General features: G+C 70.7%; 20 protein-coding genes and 1 tRNA gene. 8 read left to right on the forward strand and 13 right to left on the reverse strand.

Going from position 1 to position 19,472, the window contains the following annotated elements; translation table 11 throughout:
• The first annotated feature begins 258 nt into the window (after positions 1–258).
• The 5 genes from tmk to HAV39_RS16725 all read left to right on the forward strand — a co-directional run bounded on the left by tmk (position 259) and on the right by HAV39_RS16725 (position 5,187).
• The gene (tmk, locus tag HAV39_RS16705; RefSeq protein WP_223124418.1) at positions 259–2,346 is read left to right on the forward strand and encodes a dTMP kinase; all 2,088 of its coding nucleotides are present in this window, start codon (positions 259–261) and stop codon (positions 2,344–2,346) included.
• 133 nt (positions 2,347–2,479) lie between these two features.
• Positions 2,480–3,679, forward strand: coding sequence for a DNA polymerase III subunit delta' (locus HAV39_RS16710; protein WP_191840136.1), 1,200 nt, complete (start codon positions 2,480–2,482; stop codon positions 3,677–3,679).
• Between the two features lie 199 nt (positions 3,680–3,878).
• Positions 3,879–4,208 (forward strand): YbaB/EbfC family nucleoid-associated protein, encoded by a 330-nt coding sequence (locus tag HAV39_RS16715; RefSeq protein ID WP_120317893.1) that lies wholly within the window; start codon positions 3,879–3,881, stop codon positions 4,206–4,208.
• A complete protein-coding gene (locus HAV39_RS16720) occupies positions 4,205–4,486 on the forward strand; it encodes a hypothetical protein (protein WP_191840137.1) in 282 nt (93 codons plus the stop codon). The genes HAV39_RS16715 and HAV39_RS16720 overlap by 4 nt, the downstream gene beginning before the upstream one ends.
• Positions 4,486–5,187, forward strand: coding sequence for a hypothetical protein (locus HAV39_RS16725; protein ID WP_191840138.1), 702 nt, complete (start codon positions 4,486–4,488; stop codon positions 5,185–5,187). Before HAV39_RS16720 ends, HAV39_RS16725 begins: the two co-directional genes overlap by 1 nt.
• 8 nt (positions 5,188–5,195) lie before the next feature.
• Here HAV39_RS16725 and HAV39_RS16730 read toward each other — a convergent pair whose 3' ends face one another.
• Positions 5,196–6,746: a hypothetical protein gene (locus tag HAV39_RS16730; RefSeq protein ID WP_191840139.1), complete on the reverse strand. Its 1,551-nt coding sequence runs from the start codon at positions 6,744–6,746 to the stop codon at positions 5,196–5,198.
• A 222-nt stretch (positions 6,747–6,968) separates the two neighbouring features.
• Here HAV39_RS16730 and HAV39_RS16735 point away from each other — a divergent pair, with 222 nt between their 5' ends.
• Positions 6,969–7,823: a PSP1 domain-containing protein gene (locus HAV39_RS16735; RefSeq protein ID WP_191840140.1), complete on the forward strand. Its 855-nt coding sequence runs from the start codon at positions 6,969–6,971 to the stop codon at positions 7,821–7,823.
• Here HAV39_RS16735 and HAV39_RS16740 read toward each other — a convergent pair.
• Positions 7,811–9,577, reverse strand: a complete 1,767-nt coding sequence (locus tag HAV39_RS16740) for a metallophosphoesterase (RefSeq protein ID WP_191840141.1) — start codon at positions 9,575–9,577, stop codon at positions 7,811–7,813. The two genes, HAV39_RS16735 and HAV39_RS16740, sit on opposite strands and share 13 nt — an antisense overlap.
• 133 nt (positions 9,578–9,710) lie before the next feature.
• On the opposite strand from HAV39_RS16740, the gene HAV39_RS16745 reads away from it, so the two are divergent.
• Both HAV39_RS16745 and HAV39_RS16750 read left to right on the forward strand, forming a co-directional pair.
• Positions 9,711–10,004, forward strand: a complete 294-nt coding sequence (locus tag HAV39_RS16745; RefSeq protein WP_191840142.1) for a DUF2218 domain-containing protein — start codon at positions 9,711–9,713, stop codon at positions 10,002–10,004.
• A 65-nt stretch (positions 10,005–10,069) separates the two neighbouring features.
• Positions 10,070–10,142: transfer RNA gene (locus tag HAV39_RS16750), tRNA-Thr, on the forward strand.
• Between the two features lie 79 nt (positions 10,143–10,221).
• Here HAV39_RS16750 and HAV39_RS16755 read toward each other — a convergent pair.
• The 11 genes from HAV39_RS16755 to HAV39_RS16805 form a co-directional block, all read right to left on the reverse strand.
• Positions 10,222–11,493: a tyrosine-type recombinase/integrase gene (locus HAV39_RS16755; RefSeq protein WP_191840143.1), complete on the reverse strand. Its 1,272-nt coding sequence runs from the start codon at positions 11,491–11,493 to the stop codon at positions 10,222–10,224.
• Entirely contained in the window at positions 11,493–11,672 is a 180-nt protein-coding gene (locus tag HAV39_RS16760; RefSeq protein ID WP_191840144.1) for a helix-turn-helix domain-containing protein, read from the reverse strand. The genes HAV39_RS16755 and HAV39_RS16760 overlap by 1 nt, the downstream gene beginning before the upstream one ends.
• A 17-nt stretch (positions 11,673–11,689) precedes the next feature.
• A complete protein-coding gene (locus tag HAV39_RS16765; protein WP_244958817.1) occupies positions 11,690–13,198 on the reverse strand; it encodes a replication initiator in 1,509 nt (502 codons plus the stop codon).
• A gap of 46 nt (positions 13,199–13,244) precedes the next feature.
• Positions 13,245–13,916 (reverse strand): NUDIX domain-containing protein, encoded by a 672-nt coding sequence (locus HAV39_RS16770; RefSeq protein ID WP_191840145.1) that lies wholly within the window; start codon positions 13,914–13,916, stop codon positions 13,245–13,247.
• Positions 13,917–14,056: 140 nt separating this feature from the next.
• Positions 14,057–14,947: a hypothetical protein gene (locus HAV39_RS43520; RefSeq protein WP_308440925.1), complete on the reverse strand. Its 891-nt coding sequence runs from the start codon at positions 14,945–14,947 to the stop codon at positions 14,057–14,059.
• Positions 14,948–14,949: 2 nt separating this feature from the next.
• Positions 14,950–16,050 (reverse strand): FtsK/SpoIIIE domain-containing protein, encoded by a 1,101-nt coding sequence (locus HAV39_RS16780; protein ID WP_191840146.1) that lies wholly within the window; start codon positions 16,048–16,050, stop codon positions 14,950–14,952.
• Positions 16,051–16,154: 104 nt separating this feature from the next.
• The gene (locus HAV39_RS16785; RefSeq protein ID WP_191840147.1) at positions 16,155–16,556 is read right to left on the reverse strand and encodes a hypothetical protein; all 402 of its coding nucleotides are present in this window, start codon (positions 16,554–16,556) and stop codon (positions 16,155–16,157) included.
• An 88-nt stretch (positions 16,557–16,644) separates the two neighbouring features.
• The gene (locus HAV39_RS16790) at positions 16,645–17,031 is read right to left on the reverse strand and encodes a plasmid replication, integration and excision activator (RefSeq protein ID WP_191840148.1); all 387 of its coding nucleotides are present in this window, start codon (positions 17,029–17,031) and stop codon (positions 16,645–16,647) included.
• A 118-nt stretch (positions 17,032–17,149) separates the two neighbouring features.
• Positions 17,150–18,370 carry an MFS transporter gene (locus tag HAV39_RS16795; protein ID WP_191840149.1) on the reverse strand — a complete coding sequence of 407 codons (1,221 nt, stop codon included), beginning with the start codon at positions 18,368–18,370 and terminating at the stop codon, positions 17,150–17,152.
• Between the two features lie 6 nt (positions 18,371–18,376).
• Positions 18,377–18,595: a DUF397 domain-containing protein gene (locus tag HAV39_RS16800; RefSeq protein WP_191840150.1), complete on the reverse strand. Its 219-nt coding sequence runs from the start codon at positions 18,593–18,595 to the stop codon at positions 18,377–18,379.
• A 19-nt stretch (positions 18,596–18,614) separates the two neighbouring features.
• Positions 18,615–19,469, reverse strand: coding sequence for a helix-turn-helix domain-containing protein (locus HAV39_RS16805; protein WP_191840151.1), 855 nt, complete (start codon positions 19,467–19,469; stop codon positions 18,615–18,617).
• Between the last annotated feature and the right edge of the window lie 3 nt (positions 19,470–19,472).

The following is a 19,472-nucleotide window of genomic DNA, read 5'->3' on the forward strand; positions in this document are numbered from 1 at the left end:
TCGAACCAGGGTCGGCCCTCGCCGGGGCAGGACTAGAGTGAAGCCGCAGGACGCCCGGGCGCTATTGCCATGGCCATGGCCCAGCGAGCACGCTGGGGCCAGGACGGGCAGTGACGCGGGGAGGGTACGGCCATCAGCACGCCATCGCAGGGAGCGGACGCCGCGCCGTTCCCGGCCGCCATCGCCCAGGCGGATCTGAGCGGCGGCGCGGAGCTGCGCGCGATCCTGCGCATCCGGCCGTTCCGCCGCCTGTGGTTGGTGCTCAGCGTGGCCTCGCTCGGCGACTGGCTCGGCCTGCTCGCCACGGCGACGTTCGCCTCGGCGCAGGTGTCCGGCGACGCCGCGAAGGGCCTTGCCTTCGGCTCGGTCATCGCGGTGCGCCTGCTGCCGGCGCTGGTGCTGGGGCCGCTGGCCGGGGTGATGGCCGACCGGTGGGACCGGCGCTACACGATGGTCATCTGTGACCTGCTGCGATTCGTGTTGTTCGCCACCATCCCGACCGTCGCGCTGTACTCTTCCGACGCCAAGATCACGGTCGGCTGGGCGGCCGCCGCGACGTTCCTCATCGAGGCGATCACGCTGATCTGGATCCCGGCCAAGGACGCCGCGGTCCCGAACCTGATCCCGCGCGCCCGGCTGGAGGCCGCGAACCAGCTCACCCTCATCACGACGTACGGCATCACCCCGGTGCTCGCCGCCGCGGTGCTGGCCGGGCTCAACCAGTTCTACCAGTGGCTGGAGCGCTCCGGGGTCACGGTGGCCATGTGGGCCCGCCCGTCGAGCCTCGCCCTGTACTTCCTCGCCTTCTCCCGCCTGGCCAGCGCCCTGGTCGTGCTCTACGGCATCCGGGAGATCTCCGGCCACAACGGCGGCGCGCGGCAGGAGATCAGCATGCTGCGCCAGTTCACCGACGGCTGGCGCTTCATCGGCAAGACGCCGATGGTCCGCGGCCTGGTGCTCGGCATCCTGGGCGCGTTCGCGGCCGGCGGCGTGGTCATCGGCACCGGCCAGTTCTTCGCCCTCTCGCTGGGCGGTGGCGACGCGACCTTCGCCATCCTGTTCGCGGCGATCTTCATCGGGCTGGGGCTCGGCATCGCGCTGGGCCCGCGCCTGATCGGCGGCCTGTCCCGGCGGCGCTGGTTCTGCCTGAGCATCATGCTGGCGGGCGTGTCCGTCGGGCTGCTCTCACTTGCCCCGCACCTGTCGCTGGCGGTCGTCGGCGCGCTGCTGGTCGGCTCCGGCGCGGGCATGGCCTTCCTGTCCGGCACCACGCTGCTCGGCGGCGAGGTCGACGACGAGGTGCGCGGCCGGGTCTTCGCGGTCGTGCAGACCGGCACCCGGGTGGTGCTGATGCTGGCCATCTCGCTGTCCGGTGTGCTGGTCGGCCTGGGCGGCTCGCACGACGTGGGCAGCACCGGCGTGCCGATCTCGTCGACCCGGGTGCTGCTGGCCGTCGCCGGGGTGCTGGGCGTGCTGGCCGGGTTCTGGGCGCTGCGTCAGATGGACGACAAACCCGGCGTGCCGCTGCTGGCAGACCTGATCGGCTCCATGCGCGGACGTCCGCTGGGCATCGCCGAGCCCTCGGCGAACGCCGGCGTGTTCATCGTCTTCGAGGGCGGCGAGGGCGCCGGCAAGTCGACCCAGATCGCCCAGCTCGCCCAGCGGCTGCTGGGCGAGGGCCGCTCCGTCGTGGTGACCCGCGAGCCGGGCGCGACCGAGATCGGCGCCCGCATCCGCAAGATGGTGCTGGACACCCACACCACCACATCCGGGCCGGTCGGCGCGAGCGCGCTGGCTCCGCGGGCCGAGGCGCTGCTCTACGCCGCCGACCGGGCCCACCACGTGTCGACCCTGGTACGCCCCGCGCTGCGACGCGGCGAGATCGTCATCTCCGACCGGTACGTGGACAGCTCCCTGGCATACCAGGGGGCGGGCCGCACCCTGCCGGTCGACGAGATCTCCTGGCTGTCCACGTGGGCGACCGGCGGCCTCAAGCCCGACCTGGTGGTGCTGCTCGACATCGACCCGCCGACCGGGCTGGCCCGGGTCGGCCGGCGCGGTGAGGCCGACCGGCTGGAGCAGGAGTCGCTCGATTTCCACGAGCGGGTCCGGCACGGCTTCCTCGACCTGGCCGCCGCCGACCCCAACCGCTACCTGGTGCTCGACGGCACCCGGGAGGAGCAGGAGCTGGCCGCGGAGATCGCGCTGCGGGTCGGCAAGCTGCTGCCGCCCGCGCCGGTCGCGGCCGACGGGGCCGGCGGTGGCGTCGCCGGGCGGGTGCCCGCCCCGGGCGAGCCGCGCTCCGCGGGCGACAGTTCCGCCGAGTTACGGGCCACCCGCACGTGACACCGGGCAGCGCGTGGACCGTGTCAGCGGGTCCACGTACTGTCGTCAGGGTGCGTGCGAGCACGGCGGACGGGTTCCGCGCGGGCCGCCGGCGAGCGGAGCAGGGAGCAGGCGTGAACGAGCGGGAGGCAGCGTGACGGACGTCTTCGACCAGCTCGTCGGCCAGCCCGAGGCCGGCGCCACGCTGCGTGCCGCCGCGGCTGCGGGCGCCGCGGTGCTCCGCGGGGAGACCGTCGGCGCGGGCGCGATGACCCACGCCTGGCTGTTCACCGGCCCACCCGGCTCCGGCCGCTCGGTCGCCGCCCGGTCCTTCGCCGCGGCGCTGCAGTGCACCGACCAGGCCGCCGGGCCCGGCTGCGGCCACTGCACCGGCTGCCACACCACGCTGGCCGGCACCCATCCCGACGTGCGCCTCGTGGTGCCGGACGGGCTGAGCATCCCGGTCGCGCTGATGCGCGAGCTGGTGATGCGCTCGGCCACCACCCCGGCCAACGGCCGCTGGCAGGTGCTGCTCGTCGAGGACGCCGACCGGCTCACCGAGGCGGCCGGCAACGCCCTGCTCAAGGCCGTCGAGGAGCCGCCGGAGCGCACCATCTTCCTGCTCTGCGCGCCGTCGGACCACCCTGACGACATCTCCGTGACCATCCGCTCGCGGTGCCGGGTGGTGCCGCTGCGCCAGCCGGCCGCCGACGCGGTGAGCGCGCTGCTGGTGGAGCGCGACGGGGTCGACCCCCGCACCGCGGCCTGGGTCGCCGCGGCCGCGCAGGGCCACGTCGGGCGCGCGCGCCGCCTGGCCGGGGACGCCCAGGCGCGCGACCGCCGGGCCGCGGTGCTGGCCGTGCCACGCCAGCTGACCGGCGTGGGCGCCTGCTTCGACGCCGCGAGCGCGCTGATCGAGGCCGCCGAGTCCGAGGCCGCCGCGGCGGTCGCCGAGTCCGACGCCGCCGAGCGAGCCGCGCTGGAGATGGCGCTGGGCGCGGGCGGCACCGGCAAGGGTGCCGCCGGTGCGGCCCGCGGCATGGCGGGGCAGCTGAAGGACCTGGAGAAGCGGCAGAAGTCACGGGCCACCCGGGCCCAGCGCGACGCTCTCGACCGGGCCTTGCTGGACCTGGCCGGCTTCTACCGCGACGTGCTCAACGCCCGCTGGGGCGGCCCGGTCTCGCCCGTGCACGCCGACACCGCGGCGCTCGCCGAGGCCGCCGCCCAGCGCTGGACCGCCGAGAGCACGCTGCGCCGCCTCGAATCGATCCTCGCCTGCCGCGCCGCCATCGACGCCAACGTCAAACCCCGGATCGCCGTGGAAGCCATGATGCTCGAACTCTGGCGCGGCTGACCCTTCCCCTTTGCCGCAACTCTTAAAGCGTCGCGGCTTCCGTCTTCCCTGGTGAAAGCGACTCGTCAAGAGTTGCGCGGCGGGTGGCGCGGGCGGGGTGGGGCGGTTGTCCACAGGGGTTGTCCACAGGGGTGTCGGGGTGGGGGATCTGCCGGTACCGTTCTGGCGGTATCGATGCCGTCCATTGAGGAGCCGCCGCATGCCCCGGGAGATCGACGACGCCTGGATCGAGGAGGCGATCGCGTCATACCGGCGGATCGAGGAGCGGCAGGCAAGCCTCGCCCGCGCCCTGGCCGAGCTGGAGGTGACCGTCCACGACCCTGACGACCTGGTCGAGGTCGTGGTGGACGGGGCCGGCGCGGTGCGCCGGGTGGTGGTGACCGGCTCGCTCGACGGGCTGACCGGCCCGCAGCTGTCGCGCGCCATCCAGCAGGCCATCACCGCGGCGCACGACGCGGCGGCGTGGGCCCGGCGCAAGGTTTACGAGGAGACGTTCGGCGACTTCACGGCGCTCGGAGGTGCCCGGTGACGGACGAACTGACCAGCCGGATCGGCGGGATCGCCGCCGAGGCGGCCGCGCTGCTCCCGGCGCTGGACCGCACGGCGCCCATCCCGGCGGTGCTCGACGTGCCGGGACGCCTGTCGCGTCTCGCCGGCGCGGTCGGGGACTGGCAGCGTGCATCCTGGTCCGAGCACCTGGACGGGGCGCGCCGCCTCGACCGGGAGATCGCCGAGCTGGCCGCCGCGGTGCGCGCCGCCGGGACCACCTACCGCATGGTGGAGCGGGACCGGGGCAGGCCGCTGTGATGGACGCGCTGATGCACCTGAACGCGAGCACGGCCGGGTTGCTGGCCCAGGTCGACGACAGCCTCGCCCGCTGGGGCGCGCCCGAGGCGCACCCGGTGTGGCAGCTGCTGCGGCGCACGGGCGCGCTGCCCGGCGACGCGGTGTCCGGCCTGGCCGGCTGGTCGCCGGAGCCGTGGCGGCAGCAGGCGGCGGCGCTGCGGGGGCACGCCGAAGTGACGGTGGCCCTCGGTGGCGACCTGGACCGGCTGCCGTCCTGGGAGGGCGCCGCCGGCGACGCGTTCGCGCAGGCCCGCCAGCGGATCAGCCGGGAAGCCCGGCACCGGGCCGATCAGTTGCACGCCGACGCCGCGTTCCACGAGGAGCTGGCCGACGCCCTGGCCGCGGGGCGGTCCCGGGTGGCGCGCGGGCTGGCCCGGGTCGCCGCCAGCGCAGAAGCGGTCGCCCTGGTCACGGGTGTCGCCGTCGGTGCGGGCTCGGCCACCGGGCGGAGCGACGGCGCGATCGGGGAGCCCGCATTCGGGCCCGACCCCACGCTGCGGGCACAGGCCGCCGCGGCGATCGCGGCGGCGCTGCTGGCCGACGTCGACGCCCTGCTGACGGAGCTCGACGGGCTGCTGGCGCGCGGGCCCGCGGTCGCGGAGACGAAAGTGGTGGCGGCGGACATCCCGTCCACCGCCACCACGTTGCGCGTCGAGCTGTAGATACGGCGTCAGCCCAGCAGGTCCTCCGGCCCGCCCGAGGCGCGGCGGCGGGTCAGCAGGAGCAGGAACCGGCCCGCCACGAACAGCAGGGTGCCGGTGCCCGCGATCAGAGCGATGCTCGTGCCCGTACGCGGCAGGCTGCAGCCGGGACCGCCGCAGCCGTCATCGTCGTCATCGGTGCCGGAAGCCGGCGAGGGGGTGGCGCCACCGCCGCCGTTGCCCGGCCCGCCGGTGCTCGGCGAGGCGGACGGCCGGGCCGTCGGCGAGGTGGACGGCGCGGCCTTGGCGGGCGCGGTCGCGGACGCGTTGAGCAGGCCCACGCCCAGGTCGAGCACGGTGGCGGGCTTGCTGTTCGGGCGGCTCAGCGCGAGCACCTGGATGCGGATGCTCGCCGCCTGCGCGGTCACGCCCCGGTCGGTGACCCGCTTCTCCAGCTCGCCGATGGAGATCTTGACCACGGCGAGCTCGCAGAGCCCGAGCAGGTTGCCGCCGCTGCCGCCGAGCAGGCCGCCCAGGTCGGGCAGGCCGCCCAGCTCCGGCAGCGCGGGCAGGCCGGTGCCGCCGCCGCCCGAGCCGCCGAGGCCCTTGACGGTCTGCGTCAGGCTGCCCAGCGGCAGGCCGTCGAGCAGGCCGCCGAGCGGGTTCGCGGCCAGCAGGGGCAGGCCCTCGGCCTTCGCGCGCTGCTGCACGCTGCCGAGATCCAGGGCGCCGAGGAGCCCGCCCGCCGACGGTGCCGGGACGGCGAACTCGATCTCCCGGTGCACCCCGGAGATGGTCTTGGTGCCGAGGCCGGGACCGGTGATCTTCAGGACCGGCGCGTTGTAGTCGACCACCGAGGTGGCGGCGCGGCCGGTGGCCAGCACGGTCAGTCGGGGCGGTTCGAGCACTTCGACGTCGATCGCGCCGCCGAGCAGTTCCAGGTCGCTCAGCCCGATCTCGGCCAGCGCGCCGGAGGCGATGGTGCGGTCCTCCATCCGCACCGTCGCGGTGCGGGCCTCGCCGGAGGCGTTGTGCGTCGCCTTCACCAGGGCGCCCCGGGCGCCGGGCAGGATTGCGGCGTCGACCAGTGCGGCGTCGGCCTCGCCGGCGGGACCGTCGGTCTTGCCGCAGGCCATGCCCGCGGCCCAGCGCGCGTGCGCGGTGAGGTCGCCGGTGCCGGCCTTCACCAGGCCCAGGTCGACCGAGAGCGCCCGGTTCTTCACACCGGCCGTGTTCGTCGGCGGGGCCTGCTGGTAGACCCGCCCGTCCAGCGGCCCGGTGGGCAGCTGGAGGCCGAGCAGCTTGGCGTCGGCGTAGCGGGCCGCGGCGGAGCTGGTGACCCGGCTGGTGGCGGACATGCCCGCGTTGGCCGAGGCGATCGTCAGGTCGGCGACCGTGGGCAGCTTCAGGCCGAGCGGGCCGAGATTCAGCACGCCCACCTTCAACAGGTCGGCACCGGCGCGCGCGGCGTATCCGGCGGGCCGGTCGCACACCCCGGCCGTGGCGGGTGTGGACAGGATCGTCAGTGAGCTGAGCGCGACAAGGGCGACCGTGCTGGCTGCGGCGAAGTGGCGGCGCATGCTTCCTCCGGGGCGGACGGGTGCGCGGGGGTGCGCACCTACGTCGTGGCCCAACGAAGGCTTATGGGCAGGGTTACGGCAAATCCGAAGACCTATCCATATGAGCTAACGACCAATCAACCGAAAAGGTACGCAACTAGAACTGTTCCTCCAGCCCGCACTTCCCTGATCCCGGCCGTCGCGGATCTCCGCGGATGCACGAAACCGGGCTATCGTGTGCCGATGGGCATGCTCTGCGCGGTCACCTTCAACCGGTACGGGAAGCTGTACTACCTCGATCCCGGCGAGTTCCGGCCGCGTGTCGGCGACAAGGTGCTGGTGCACACCGACGACGGCCCCGAGGTGGCCGACTGCGTGTGGGCGGCCGAGTGGAGCGAGGAGGACACCTCCGGCTTCCCGAAGGTCATCGGCATCGCCGGCCCCGACGACGTGACTCGCGACGAGCTGATCCGCCAGCGCAAGGCCGAAGCCCGCGTCGCCGCGAACCGGCTGATCCGCGAGCACCAGCTGCCCATGAAGGTCATCGCGGTGGACCACGTGCCCGGCGGCCCGGCCGACGGCGACGACCCGGGCCCGAGCCCGCGCACCACCGTCTACTTCACCGCCCCGCACCGGGTCGACTTCCGCTCGCTCGTCCGCGACCTGGGCGCGACCCTGCGCTGCCGGGTGGAGCTGCGCCAGCTGTCGGCCCGCGACTCGGCGAAGGTGCAGGGCGGCATCGGCTCGTGCGGCCGCGACCTGTGCTGCTCGACGTTCCTGACCGAGTTCGAGCCGGTCAGCATCCGCATGGCCAAGGAGCAGGACCTGCCGCTCAACCCGATGCGCATCTCGGGGGCGTGCGGCCGGCTCATGTGCTGTCTCAAGTACGAACATCCCATGTACCAGGATTTCCACGGTTCCGCGCCGGCCATCGGCGAGCAGGTCAGCACGCCCGAGGGCGACGGCCGCGTGGTCGGGCACTCGGTGCCCCGCGACGCCGTGGTGATCAGGCTGGCAGCGGACGGCTCCCGCACCGTCTGCCCGAAGGCGTCGGTGTGCGGGAGCCGCAAGTCGTACGAGGACCGCTACGCCGTGTGACTCGGGTCCTCCGCGTCGGAGGGCAGCACGGTGGGCGGGGCGGCGTGCTGCTTGGCCGGCCCGAGGGTGATGACCTCGTCGACCAGGCGCGGCTTCAGCGCCGTGGCCGGGCGGAACCAGGAACCCGCCGGCTGTGCCAGCCACTTCTTCGAGATCTTGTCGACGCCGACCACGTAGATGCTCAGCGTGCCGTCGGGGGCGAAGCGCATCCGCAGGAAGCTCTTGAAGTCCTCGATGCCCTGGCCGGCGTACAGCTCGTTGACGTTCACCTTGAACGAGGCCGCGATCAGCAGGTACAGCGACACCAGCAGCGCCGCCGCGATCCCCGCCGGGGTCAGGTACACCACCACCGCCAGAGCGGCCTGCACCGCGGGTTTGTAGCCGTCGAACGGCAGCAGCCGCCACAGGGACAGCCCCACCACACCCAGCGCGATATGCGCGCAACCATGTAGCGCGCCGAGCACGATCGGCGTCGTCTTCGCCGCGGCCTCGGTCAGGCCGACCGAGAAGAACACGCACGAGAACATCACCAGCGCGGTCATCATGAAGATCGGCACGGTGAGGATGCGGCCCGCCGCGTTGTTCAGCGACAGCATCAGCATCGTGTGCATGATGCCGAGCATCGTGGCGAAGCCCGGGTTGCGCCACGGCAGGCGGGCGAAGACGCCACTGCCCAGCCAGCGCGAGCGCAGCTTGCTCGGGTACGTCTTCTGCAGCGCGTACGGCATGCCGGTGCTCTGCCGGCGCACCTGCGAGTGCTTGGGCGGCACGGTGATGGCCTGGGGCAGGTGGTTCGTGGCCGCCATGTAGGCCCCGCCGCCGCCGCAGGTGATGAGCTGCTGGCCGCTGTCACTCTGCGCGTAGCGCGCGTAGTGGTGCAGGTCGCCGCTGACCATCAGGGCCACGCTCGCGCCGGTCGGGTCGATCACCGTACGCAGGAAGTAGTCGATGGTGTCGTAGTAGAGCGGGTGCTCCTCGGACTGCACCCAGGCCGGCTGCGGGGTGACCAGGATGATCCGGTCACCTTCCTCGATGTTGGCGGCCACGCCGCGGAAGTACTCCAGCTGCGGGTCGTCCATGTAGGCCGCGCCCTGGGCGTCCAGCGCCAGCAGCCACCAGCGGTGCGGCAGCTGCAGCGCGAAGTAGGAGCGGGTCTGCCTGGTGCGCCAGCCGCCGATGCGCGAACCCTCGCGCCGGGCGAACAGGCGCAGGAACGCGGTCAGGCCGTCGTACCAGTCGTGGTTGCCGGGCAGCGCGAACAGCGTCGGCCCGTTCTCGGCCGGGACCTGCGGCAGCGCCGCGCGGTACGGGCCCTCGAAGCGGTCCTCGTATGCCTTGCCGCTGGCCGTCGGATACACGGAGTCGCCGCCGAGCACCAGCACCCGGCCGCGCGGCAGCCGCTCGCCACTCGCCTCGACCTCCTCCTGCGCCAGCAGGTAGGCCATCGAGTAGGTGGCGTCGAACCCGTCGCCGAGGTCGGCGATGTAGTCCAGCCACAGCTCCTCGTCGTTCACGTGCTCGTCGTGGACCTTGGTGGGGAAGGCGTTCTGCAGCTCGCGCTTGTCCAGATAGGCGCCGAACTGTGCGGCGAACGCGACGCGGACGCCCGTGGCGGCGAGCTGGAGCGGGCTCAGCCAGGCCACCGGGGGTTGGGGGGTGAATCCGAGCTGCGCGGGCTCGAGTTTGCTCGGACGGTGCGTCCGGCCCGACACCGGCGTCGGGTCTGAGGGACTGCGCGGAGGGATCACGGTCACAGCAGCGCAGCCTAGTCCGCAGTGGAACAGGTCGCACCGGCCCGATCGGGCAATCCGCACCGGCTGCCGCCAACCGGACACCCGCGGTGGTGCTCGTGTGGGCGACCAGCGAAAGTTAGGTTAACCTAACTGCATGATGATCGTCGAGGGGAACGCCCCCACCACGCGCGCCGCCCGCTATCTCAAGCAGGTGCTGACCCACTTCAGCCACAAGATCGACGTGGAACTGGCCGAAGACCACGGCAGCGCTCGCTTCGAGGCGGGCCGGGCCGAGCTGACCGCCACCGCCGAGGCCCTCGTGGTCCGGATCGAGGCCGAGGACGCCGAGCGGGCCGCCACCGTGCAGCGGGTGATCGTGAGCCACGCCGAGCGCTTCGGCGAGAAGGACGGGCTCAAGTTCGGGCAGTTCACGCCCGTCCCCGCGTGAAAATGTGACCCACCGCCTACCCGTTCGCCCGGGGGCCACCTGATCGCGTATAGTGATGCGACGTTGCCGCCTTAGCTCAGTCGGTAGAGCGTGTTACTCGTAATAACAAGGTCAACGGTTCGATTCCGTTAGGCGGCTCTGCAGGTCACAGGCCGGTTCTCCACCACGGAGGACCGGCCTGTGATCGTTTATACCCCCGGATTTGACCCCAGCGGCGTCAGTCGTCGAAGAGGAACCCGAGCTTGTCGACCGCGTCGCGCTGGATCTTGCGAGTCGCCTCCACGTAGATCGTCTTCGTGATCGTCGGCGAACTATGGCCCAGAACGTCCTGGATGTTCTCGATTGGCACGCCCTGGTCGTAAAGGATCGTCGCGCAGGAGTGCCGCAAGTCGTGGAAGCGGATCTTCGGAACGTCGGCCTTGTCGCACAACCGGTCGAAGTGCCGCTTGAGGTTGCGGGGCTCTACTGGCGTCCCGACCGCGGTGGTGAAGACCATGCCGTGGTCGGTCCACTGCTTGGCGATCTCGCTTTGCCGGACCTGATCGGCTCGGTGAAGCTCAAGCACCCGTGCCAGTGGCTCCGGCACCGCGATCTTCCGATCCGAGCTGTCGGTCTTCACTGGACCGAGGACGAGCTGCCCGTCGACCCGCTGAAGCGACCGGCGGACCGTGATGACGTTCTCAACGAAGTCGACATCGATCCACCGCAGGCCGAGCGCCTCTCCACGCCGCAGACCCAACGCCAGCGCTACCGAGTACAGCGCGTACCACCGATCACCCCGAGCCGCCTTCAGGAACCGCTGAGCTTCCTCTGCCGACCATGGCGTGAACTTCGGCCGGTACCGGTGCGAGATCCGCAGGTGACGCGCCGGGTTCGTGGCGATCAGTTCGTCCACGATCGCGTCCTGGAGCATGGCCCTGACGATGCGCTGCGCGAACCGGACCGAACCGTCGGAGAGGAAGTTCCCACAACACGCCACGGGGACCGCGGCGCAGCAGCGGGCCGACGCACCGTGCTGAACCCGCTTCCTGTCCTTGCCGAGAGCGCAGCACTGGCACACGCCCTTGAGCCGGTTGAGGAACGTGCGGACATCAGCCGGGCGAAGCTGCGAGAGCTTCTTGCTACCGATATAGGGGAGGACGTAGGCGCTGGTCAGCCGCCGGTAGTTGGAAAGTGTCGAGGGCCGGACCCTTGGTTCGGCCACGTGCTTGAGCCAGTAGTCGAAGTAGTCCCGGACGGTGTCCCCGCTGGCCGGGATACGAACACCCGCCATCTTGTCGGACTGAAGTTTGATCATCGCCGCGTGGGCCTCGTCCCACGAGCTGCCGTAGACGCTGCGCCGCACCTCGGAGCCGTTGGTCGCGTAGACCCAGACCCGCGCCTCCCATCGGCCGTCCCTGCGCTGGCGGATCGAACCCTCGCCATTGCGCCGACTTCGCCCCTTCCCCTTCGCTGGCTCGTCGCCAGGCGTGACGGTCACACGTGCCATCAGGTTGCCTCCTCAATTAGTCGGGCCATGTAGGTACGAACAGATGACTCCGTGATTCGCCGCGCACGGCTGGCGACCGTCACGGCCGTGAGCTTGCGCTGCTTCGCGAGGCGGAAGACCGTCCATCGCGAGACGCCGAGAAGGCTTCCTGCTTCATCCATGGTCAGGAAGCGATCCATAGTCATTCCTCCCCTGGTCAGGTGACACTCGGTCGGGTGATGTGCGGCCGGCGTTGGCGGGCGGCGTCGGCGGCCATGGCGGCGAGGGCGGCGTCTCCGGCGGTGCGCCAGCCGTTGCCGACGTGCTGCCAGTGGTTGATGACCAGGACCGTGGTGTCGTCGGCGGTGTCGACCAGGTCCACGGGTTCGCCGAGGGTTGCTGTGCGGACGGTGACGCCGTCACGTGCGTCAGGTCGACGGGCGGCGCGGAGCGCGCCCATGGTGGTGGAGTAGCGGCGGCTCTTGGTGGCGAAGTGTCCGCCGAAGCCGAGCATGTGTGCCCAGCGGCGCAGGCCGATCCAGCCGTCTGCGGCGCCCAAGTTCCAGCACGCCGTGATGAGCCGGTTGGTGTGCCGGTGCGGGTCGGCGTAAGCCTCCATGGACGAGGCGGTGACCCGTCCGGCGTTGACACCGGTGATCTCGGTGGCTTTGGTGGCGTACTTCGCGAGGTATCCGGCTACGTGCTGCTCGGTCATGACTTCACCGGGCAGGCCCGAGCGGACCACCTTGACGTCTACCTGCTTGCCCCAGCGCAGGACCCACCCGGCGGGCTGGTCGGGGTGCGGGGCGGTGTTGAGCGCGGTGGAGGCGGCGGCGACCTCGACAGCGGCCTTGAGCATCGCGGCGGTGTAGAGCGCGACCTGGTTGCCCTGCGGGTCGATGCCGAACGGTGGCGGGGCGATGGTGTGGGGGTCGCCGGGCAGGTTGGCGTCCAGGCGGAGCAGGGCGTGTAGGTGGACGACGCCGCGCCGCTGGTACTCGGCGACCTTGGCGTAGCGGAGCTTGACCGCGCCCTTGGGGGTCGCGCCGATCTGCCGGCGCACGGCCAGCATGGTCCGGTCCCATAGCTTCGCGACCAGGTGATTCCAGACCACCTGGTGCTGGTGGTCGTAGCAGTCCAGGCACAGCGGCTGTCCGAGCCGGGCGTCGCCCTCGCTGTGCACGGCGTTGCAGGACATCGCCTTGCCGTGGACGCAGACCGGGCGGTCACGGCGGACGCGGCAGGGCTGGGGCTTGTCGTTGCGGACCACGCGGGTGTGCACGACGCCGAAGGACGGTGCGGTGAGGGTGACGAACACGGCCGGGTGCGTCACGACGCTGTCAGGCACGCCCTTGCCGCCGGCGAGGCCTGCCTTGATGAGTTGGTAGGTGTCGTAGCGGTAGGTGGTGGCGCAGGCCGGGCACAGCGAGGCGATCCGCGTGCCGCACGGCTTGTAGAGCACGTTGTCGGGAAGCGTGTCGGTGGAGAACCGTTCGAGCACGGCGCCGGTCGACGCGTTGACGGTGAGGACTTCGCCGCGTAGGCGGACGGGGCGGGTGCAGCCGCGGGCGCGGGCGGCGGCGTCGAGCCAGCGGCCGAAGCCGGGTTTCGCGGCGCGGTCGAGCAGTCCGAGGCGTTCGGCGTCGGCGGGGTTGTCCAGGCCGATCATGTCGGCCAGGAGGTGCCCGGCGAGGGTCTGTGGGCTGTTTTCGGGTGCAGTGATCACCGGGCACCTCCTTTCGAGGTGTCGCGTCAGATGAAGCCGGGGCGGGTTAGGCGAGTTCGTCGGCGAGCAGGTCGCGGTGGGCGGCGAAGACCTGCCCGCCGTAGCCGACCGTGATGTGCACGTTGAGGTGGGCGTAGGTGCCGGCGGGGATCCAGTCGGCGCGGCGGGCGTCGTCGGCACCGGCGACGGTTGGCAGGTCGGCGGTGCTGTCGTAGGTGCCGAAGTCGGCGCGGTAGACGGCGGTGACCATCCACGCCTCATCCGAGCCGCGCGGGTCCGGGACGAGCCGGGCCGGGCCGGTGCGGTAGAGCCGGTTGGCGGGGACGATCAGACCGGTTTCCTCGGCCAGCTCGCGGGAGGCGGCGTCGGCCAGGTCTTCACCGATCTCGACGCAGCCGCCGGGCAGTGCCCAGCCGTGCCCGTCCCCGCGCTCGATCATGACGATGTAGCGCAGGCCGCCCACGGTGGCGGTGATCAGGGCGTCGGCGCAGGGCTGCTCACCCCAGTGGCCGAGCTGGTTGCGGCCGTAGCGGATGCCGGTCGACGGGCCGGGACGGACCGGACGGCCGTCGACGAGCTCGAACGGAATCAGCGCTCCGGCCTGCCGGGCTTCCCAGTCGAGCAGGATCGGGTCCATGATCGGGTCGGCCCAGCCCTCGGCGATGCCGATGGTGAACACGTCGGGGTGGGTGTACTCGCGGGGAGTGTCGGGGGTCATGATGGTCCTGCCTCTCTGTGAGGTAGCGGGACACGACGCGGTTGTCTAGGCCATGGGTCGTGTCCCGCGCTCTGTTGTGGTCGCTGTTCTGGCGGCCACCGCACGAGCCGGGGTGATGAGCCCAACCCGCACGGAGACCGTCAGAGCAGACCCGGCGCAGGAGTGCCGTTGACGGCAGCGACCGGCGTGCGGGGTGCGGTCAGGCCGAGGGTGCGCATGATCTGGCCGGTGGTGTCGTTGCTGACCCGCAGCACCGCCCGCAGCTCATCGCGGGTGATCGGTCGGCCGTTGGTCTGCTCGTGCTCGGTAGCCGCAGCGCGGGCACGGTCGAGCAGGTCGGCGGGCAGCGGCGGGGCCGGCCAGTCCGACACCTGGCCCAGGGAGGGCACGTTCGTGATGACTGGCGCGACCGCCCGCACCACAGCAGCCGGGGTAGCCGGGGCCGGCTCAGGACGGTCCTCGACAACCGGGACCAGCGCGGCAGGGGTCGCCGGGACGGCGGGGACGTTCAGGGGCGTCGGGGACGTCACCGGGACGTCCTGAGGACGGGGACGGACGTCCGGGACGGCGACAGGACGGGGACGGACGTCCCGGACGGCAGTCGGGGCCGGGTCCTCGACGACCTCTGCGGCTGCTCCCTTGCCGAGGATCAGCTTGGCCAGCGCGGCGAACGCGAGGGCAGGGAACACCGAGACCAGGTAGCCGGTCGCACCCGGCTTAGCGACGGCGAGTTGCGCTGCGACAGAGAACCCGAGCGCAGCAACGAGCAGGAAGATCGGGTAACCGATGGACTGTCCGGCAGTGTGACGACGGCGCATGACCAGCATCGCCGCGATCGGGATCAGCTCGGAGATGACCGCGTTGGCCCAGCCGAACCAGTCGCCGGTGCCGGTCGGGCTGTTGTGCATGGTCCAGTCGTGCACGTGGGTGAACGACGCTGCGCCGGCTGCACCGCCCACGGCGAGCAGGATCAGGACGAGGACGAACGTCTCGAACTTGCCGCCCCGGTCGCGCTTGGTGTTGGTGGCCATGGTCAGTTCCCCTTTCCTGCGTAGGCGGGCGCGTACTCGGCGACCAGCGCGGCGATGTCGGCGTCAGTCGGGTAGGAGATCCGGATGCGCTCGGGGTCGGCGTTGCCGTCCAGGACGTAGCCGACACCGGGAGTCGTGACCGGGATCAGGTCGCACAGGGCGCCGCGGTCGCGGGCGTTGTCGCCCAGGACCATGTCGACTTCGGCGGCTTCGGCCAGGCGCAGTCCGACCCGGATCGTGAACAGGTTCCGCAGCGGCACGACCTCTTTGCGGCCGTCCTGGACCAGCGAGGCAAGGTGCACACCGGCGGCGCGGCCCTTGGTCAGCAGCAGCGCGAGCGAGTTCTTGATCCGTTCGCGGGTGTTCTTGTCGCCGTAGGCGGTCAGGGTCGCCAGCTCGTCGATGAGCAGGATGCGGGTCGGGTCGTCGGGGGTGGCTTCGTGCTTGCGGGCTCGGCCACGCAGCGCCACAGTCTGCTTGTCCATGACGTCGACGGCTTCGTCGAGGGTGTCGGCCATCTCCTTAGCGCCGTCGCACAGGAACCGCTCGAGCAGCGGTGCGGCGGGGGCCATCTCCATGCCGCCCTTGGGGTCGATGCCCCATACCCGAACCGTCCCGGTGGCGATGCCGCCGGCCAGGGACCGGATGAACGAGTGCACGAAGCTGCCCTTGCCCGCGTCGGTCGCGCCGACGACCAGGACGTGCCCACCGGACAGGCGAAGGTTCCACGTCTGGCCCGTCTCGCGGCGTCCCATCGGCAGCGCGGCCAGGTCAGCGACCACCGGCACCGGCAGCGGCCGAACCACGGCCGACAGCGGGTCGCCCTGGTGCAGGTGCAGCACCACCAGGCCCGGCTTGAGACCGGCGCGGATCGCGACGCGCCGCACGCCGAACGTCTCGGCCATGCGGGTGATGTGCTTGGCGAAGTCGGCACGGGTCTGGCCGGGCACGACCGCGATGGTGAGCACGTCCAGGCCGTCACGGGAGTAGATGCCCACGATGCGCGGGGTGTAGAGCGTGCCGTAGTGCCGGACCGTGAGCTTGCACGCGGTCATGAGCTGCGGCCACAGCGGCTCGATGTCGTCCAGGCGGAACTTGGCCAACTGTGCGCAGGGGCGGCACAAGCACCACGAGCGGTGGTAGTCGCGCGGGTGGACCCAGTCCCCACACAGGCACTTGATCATCTGAACTCGGGCACCGCCAAACATCACTGCTCACCACCGATCGTGGCCAGCAGGTCAAGCTGAGTGCCGTTGTCGGCACGGCGGGCGATGGCGGGACGGACCTCGGCAACAGGCTGGGCGGGGACCGGGACCGGGCGGACCATCGTAGGCAGCCAGGCACCACGGCCGAGCACAGCGCGGGCGTCCATGGGGGTGGTCACCTGGAGCATCACCGAGCGCAGGTCGACGTGACTGGTCAGGGCGATCTGGCGAGCCAGGGCAGCAGCGGCGCCGGCGACCTCGATCAGCGTCGCGACGCGCAGCTCGTCGGAGAACCCGGCCATGAACAGCGACCGGGACGCAAGGATCGCGGGAGCGGCCAGGGACGACACCAGCGCCGACGAGTCAGCTGCCGTAATAGCGGCGGGGTTGGGTAGCGTGGACATGACGAACCTCCCTCTTGGGGTGAGGAGTCAGCACGCGGGACCGGGCGAATCTTGGCGGAGGAGACCGGTCCCGCGTGGCGTGTGTAGATCAGGACTGAGCCGCATCGGCGGCGACCATCTCGCGGGCCATGTACGACCAGGCCAGGCGCGCCCGGCCACCGTTGTCGGAGATGTACGGCGTCGCGGTCATCTCGGTGAACTCCACCGGCGTGAACGGCGAACCAGCAACCGCGTTCGGCGGAACCGGCTGGTACGCCGACGCGAGCTTGACCTTCGCGACCGTCTGCGCGCCCTTCAGCGACCGGTCACCGTCGATCACGGTCACCTCCCACAGCAGCTCACCCGTGACCGGGTGCTTCTTCTGTGAGCCCCGCTTGCCGTTCTCGAACTCGAACACCGGCTCGACATCCGAGTTCAGGTACGCCCCGAACGGGAACACCTGCTCGAACCGAACTGCGATCGGACCTTTCAGCATTGCCCTACCTCCCTCGATGGCGTTATGCATGTGTGCATACCGTCGTGTCTCCATCATGCACGCGTGCATAAGCGTCCGCAAGCGACTGACCGAAAGAAGGGCGAAATTCCCTTTTGGACTAGCGCGAGGACTGGCGGTGAGCCACGAGGAAGACTGCTGCGATCAGCACGAGGAGCCCGGCCGACGTAAGCATCGGTGCGCGCAGGCCTTCCTGCTGACTGATCACGCCGCCAAGGAACGCTCCGGCTGCCGCCGCACCGATACCCACGAGCCGTGTAGCCGAGACGACCCGGCCGACGAGGTCGCCAGGGGTGAGGAGCTGCCGAGCAGTGCCGCCAACGGTGCTCACTGTCGTGGACAATCCACCGAGGAACATGATGGCGGTGCCGGCTACCCACGGATTCCCCGTGGATGCGACAGTCAGCCATATCGCCGCTTGCAGGACCAGGGCGACGGCGTATACCCCTGACGCCGAGGCTGACTTGACCAACTTCGGGGTGAGCCAGCCCGAAAGTGCTCCGCCCACTGCACCAGCGGAGATGAGAATGCCGTAGCCCATCGCTCCGAGGTTGAGGAACTGCTGTGCGTACAGAACCAGCGTTGCGAAGCCGAGGTTCCAGCCAAGGTTGTAAGCGCCCATGCCGAGTGTGAGCCGCCGGAGCTCTCCATGAGTAGCCAGGAAGGCCATGCCAGCGCGGACGGAGGCGAGCAACCGTGGATGCACTGCATTGTGGCTAGGCGCGCTGGGGATGAAGCGGAGTAGCACCGCAGATCCGATGAAGGACAGAGCGTCGGCGGCGAACGGCAGCGCGCGGGCGAGTGCGAAGGATGCGGCGCCGAGCGGCGGACCGGTCAGCGACCGGCCGAGGGTGTCGATCCCCCACAGAGCGCCGTTGGCTCGGGTCAGCAACGCCTTGTCTCGCCCTACCAGGTCGGGTATCAGCGACTGCACGGCAGGATCGAAGAAGCACGACCCCAGGCCGACCAGAAACACGGTCGCGACCAATGCCGCGATGCTGGCGTGGCCAGTCACCACGAGCAGCGCGAATAGCCCCAGCGTCAGAGCTCGGAAGGCATCCGCGGCCACCATGACAGTCCGGCGGTTCCAGCGGTCGACCAATGCACCTGCGGGCAGCCCGGCCACGATCCATGCGGCGTATCCGGCGGCCGCCACCAACCCAATCTCGAAGGGGTCTTGTGAGAGGGACGCCGCCATGAGCGGCGCAGCCGCTAGTAGCGCGCCGTCTCCAGTGACGGAGACAGCCGCCGAGGCGAGCAGGAGCCGGAGGCCACGCGGACTCTGCGTGGCCTCCGAGCTGTCGAGCTGCTGAACGGTCATAGATTGCTATGCCAGCTGCTCAAGGGTGAACTCGCCCTTGGCCGCGCCAGCAAGGAATGCCGTCCACTCCCGCTCTGTGTAGACCAGCACAGGGCCGGAGCCGTTGTCTTTGGTGTCGCGGACGCCGATGTGGCCATTCGCGTAGGCCACCTCGACGCAGCCGCCGCTGTCGCTGCTGCTGCTCTTGCGCCACGTTGCGCCGTCGAACAGGGATGCCTTGTCCATGGTTCCTCCCCAACACACGTCATCGACGAGACGTGATCTCTTCAATATCACGGACAAGGTCGTCGAGATAGTCCAATGAGTCCTCAGAACTGAGCGCGTCAGCAGTCAGGCCGGTAAAGAGCTGCTGATACGTCTCCACATCGCTGGGGGAGGAGAGGTATAGATCGGCAGTCTGGGATTCGGCAAGGACCACGGTCGGGCTGTTCGTCCTGAACTCGTAGATCAGGAACGGTACGAGGGCTGCCGCCTGGCGGTTCGCCGATAGCGGGATGATCTGCACAGAGACCGCTGGCAGCGACATGCGTGCCTTCAGGCGCGAAATCTGCTCGGCGACAAGGTCGGGACTGTCGCCTGGCCAGAACAGGAGAGCGCGAGCGTCCAACACTGCCCGGTAATCCGGCGCTCCGTCCTGTTCCAGTAGCTGCTGACGCGCCATACGACGGCGAACGATGCCCTCGACGTCCTTGAACCCGCCGACGCCCACGAGCCAGCGAGCGTATGACGGCGACTGAAGCTGACCGGGAACGATCCCAGAGTGGAATTGGCTGATGGTGGTCACGCGCGTTTCGATGGCGGCCACTTCGACCTGGCGGCGGGTCGTGCCACCAGCCCGCACGATCCATGCCCCTTCAAGGCCGGTCTCATCGGCGTTCATGCTCAGCAGTTCGGCCCGGACTTCCTCCGGCACACCGTAGTAGTGCAGCAGGGTCGCGAGGTCCTGCATGGAAATGCTGATCTTCGCGTTTTCGACACGCGACACCTTCGACTGCGACCAGTTCAACGCGGCAGCTACGTCCTCACCCGAAACGGGGATGGATTCCCGAATCCGGCGCAATTCGGCACCCACCCGTTCGCGGTATGCGGCATCGGACACCGT

It is taken from the genome of Catellatospora chokoriensis (genome assembly GCF_011297315.1).
GTDB classification, from domain to species: domain Bacteria; phylum Actinomycetota; class Actinomycetes; order Mycobacteriales; family Micromonosporaceae; genus Catellatospora; species Catellatospora citrea.

Excerpts from the sequence above, each read along its gene's own strand:
- HAV39_RS16715 (WP_120317893.1), top strand. The coding sequence starts at position 3,879 with ATGCCCCGGGAGATCGACGACGCCTGGATCGAGGAGGCGATCGCGTCA.
- HAV39_RS16725 (WP_191840138.1), top strand. The coding sequence starts at position 4,486 with ATGGACGCGCTGATGCACCTGAACGCGAGCACGGCCGGGTTGCTGGCC.
- HAV39_RS16730 (WP_191840139.1), bottom strand. The coding sequence starts at position 6,746 with ATGCGCCGCCACTTCGCCGCAGCCAGCACGGTCGCCCTTGTCGCGCTC.
- HAV39_RS16735 (WP_191840140.1), top strand. The coding sequence starts at position 6,969 with ATGGGCATGCTCTGCGCGGTCACCTTCAACCGGTACGGGAAGCTGTAC.
- HAV39_RS16745 (WP_191840142.1), top strand. The coding sequence starts at position 9,711 with ATGATGATCGTCGAGGGGAACGCCCCCACCACGCGCGCCGCCCGCTAT.
- HAV39_RS16755 (WP_191840143.1), bottom strand. The coding sequence starts at position 11,493 with ATGGCACGTGTGACCGTCACGCCTGGCGACGAGCCAGCGAAGGGGAAG.
- HAV39_RS16760 (WP_191840144.1), bottom strand. The coding sequence starts at position 11,672 with ATGGATCGCTTCCTGACCATGGATGAAGCAGGAAGCCTTCTCGGCGTC.
- HAV39_RS16770 (WP_191840145.1), bottom strand. The coding sequence starts at position 13,916 with ATGACCCCCGACACTCCCCGCGAGTACACCCACCCCGACGTGTTCACC.
- HAV39_RS43520 (WP_308440925.1), bottom strand. The coding sequence starts at position 14,947 with ATGGCCACCAACACCAAGCGCGACCGGGGCGGCAAGTTCGAGACGTTC.
- HAV39_RS16785 (WP_191840147.1), bottom strand. The coding sequence starts at position 16,556 with ATGTCCACGCTACCCAACCCCGCCGCTATTACGGCAGCTGACTCGTCG.
- HAV39_RS16790 (WP_191840148.1), bottom strand. The coding sequence starts at position 17,031 with ATGCTGAAAGGTCCGATCGCAGTTCGGTTCGAGCAGGTGTTCCCGTTC.
- HAV39_RS16795 (WP_191840149.1), bottom strand. The coding sequence starts at position 18,370 with ATGACCGTTCAGCAGCTCGACAGCTCGGAGGCCACGCAGAGTCCGCGT.
- HAV39_RS16800 (WP_191840150.1), bottom strand. The coding sequence starts at position 18,595 with ATGGACAAGGCATCCCTGTTCGACGGCGCAACGTGGCGCAAGAGCAGC.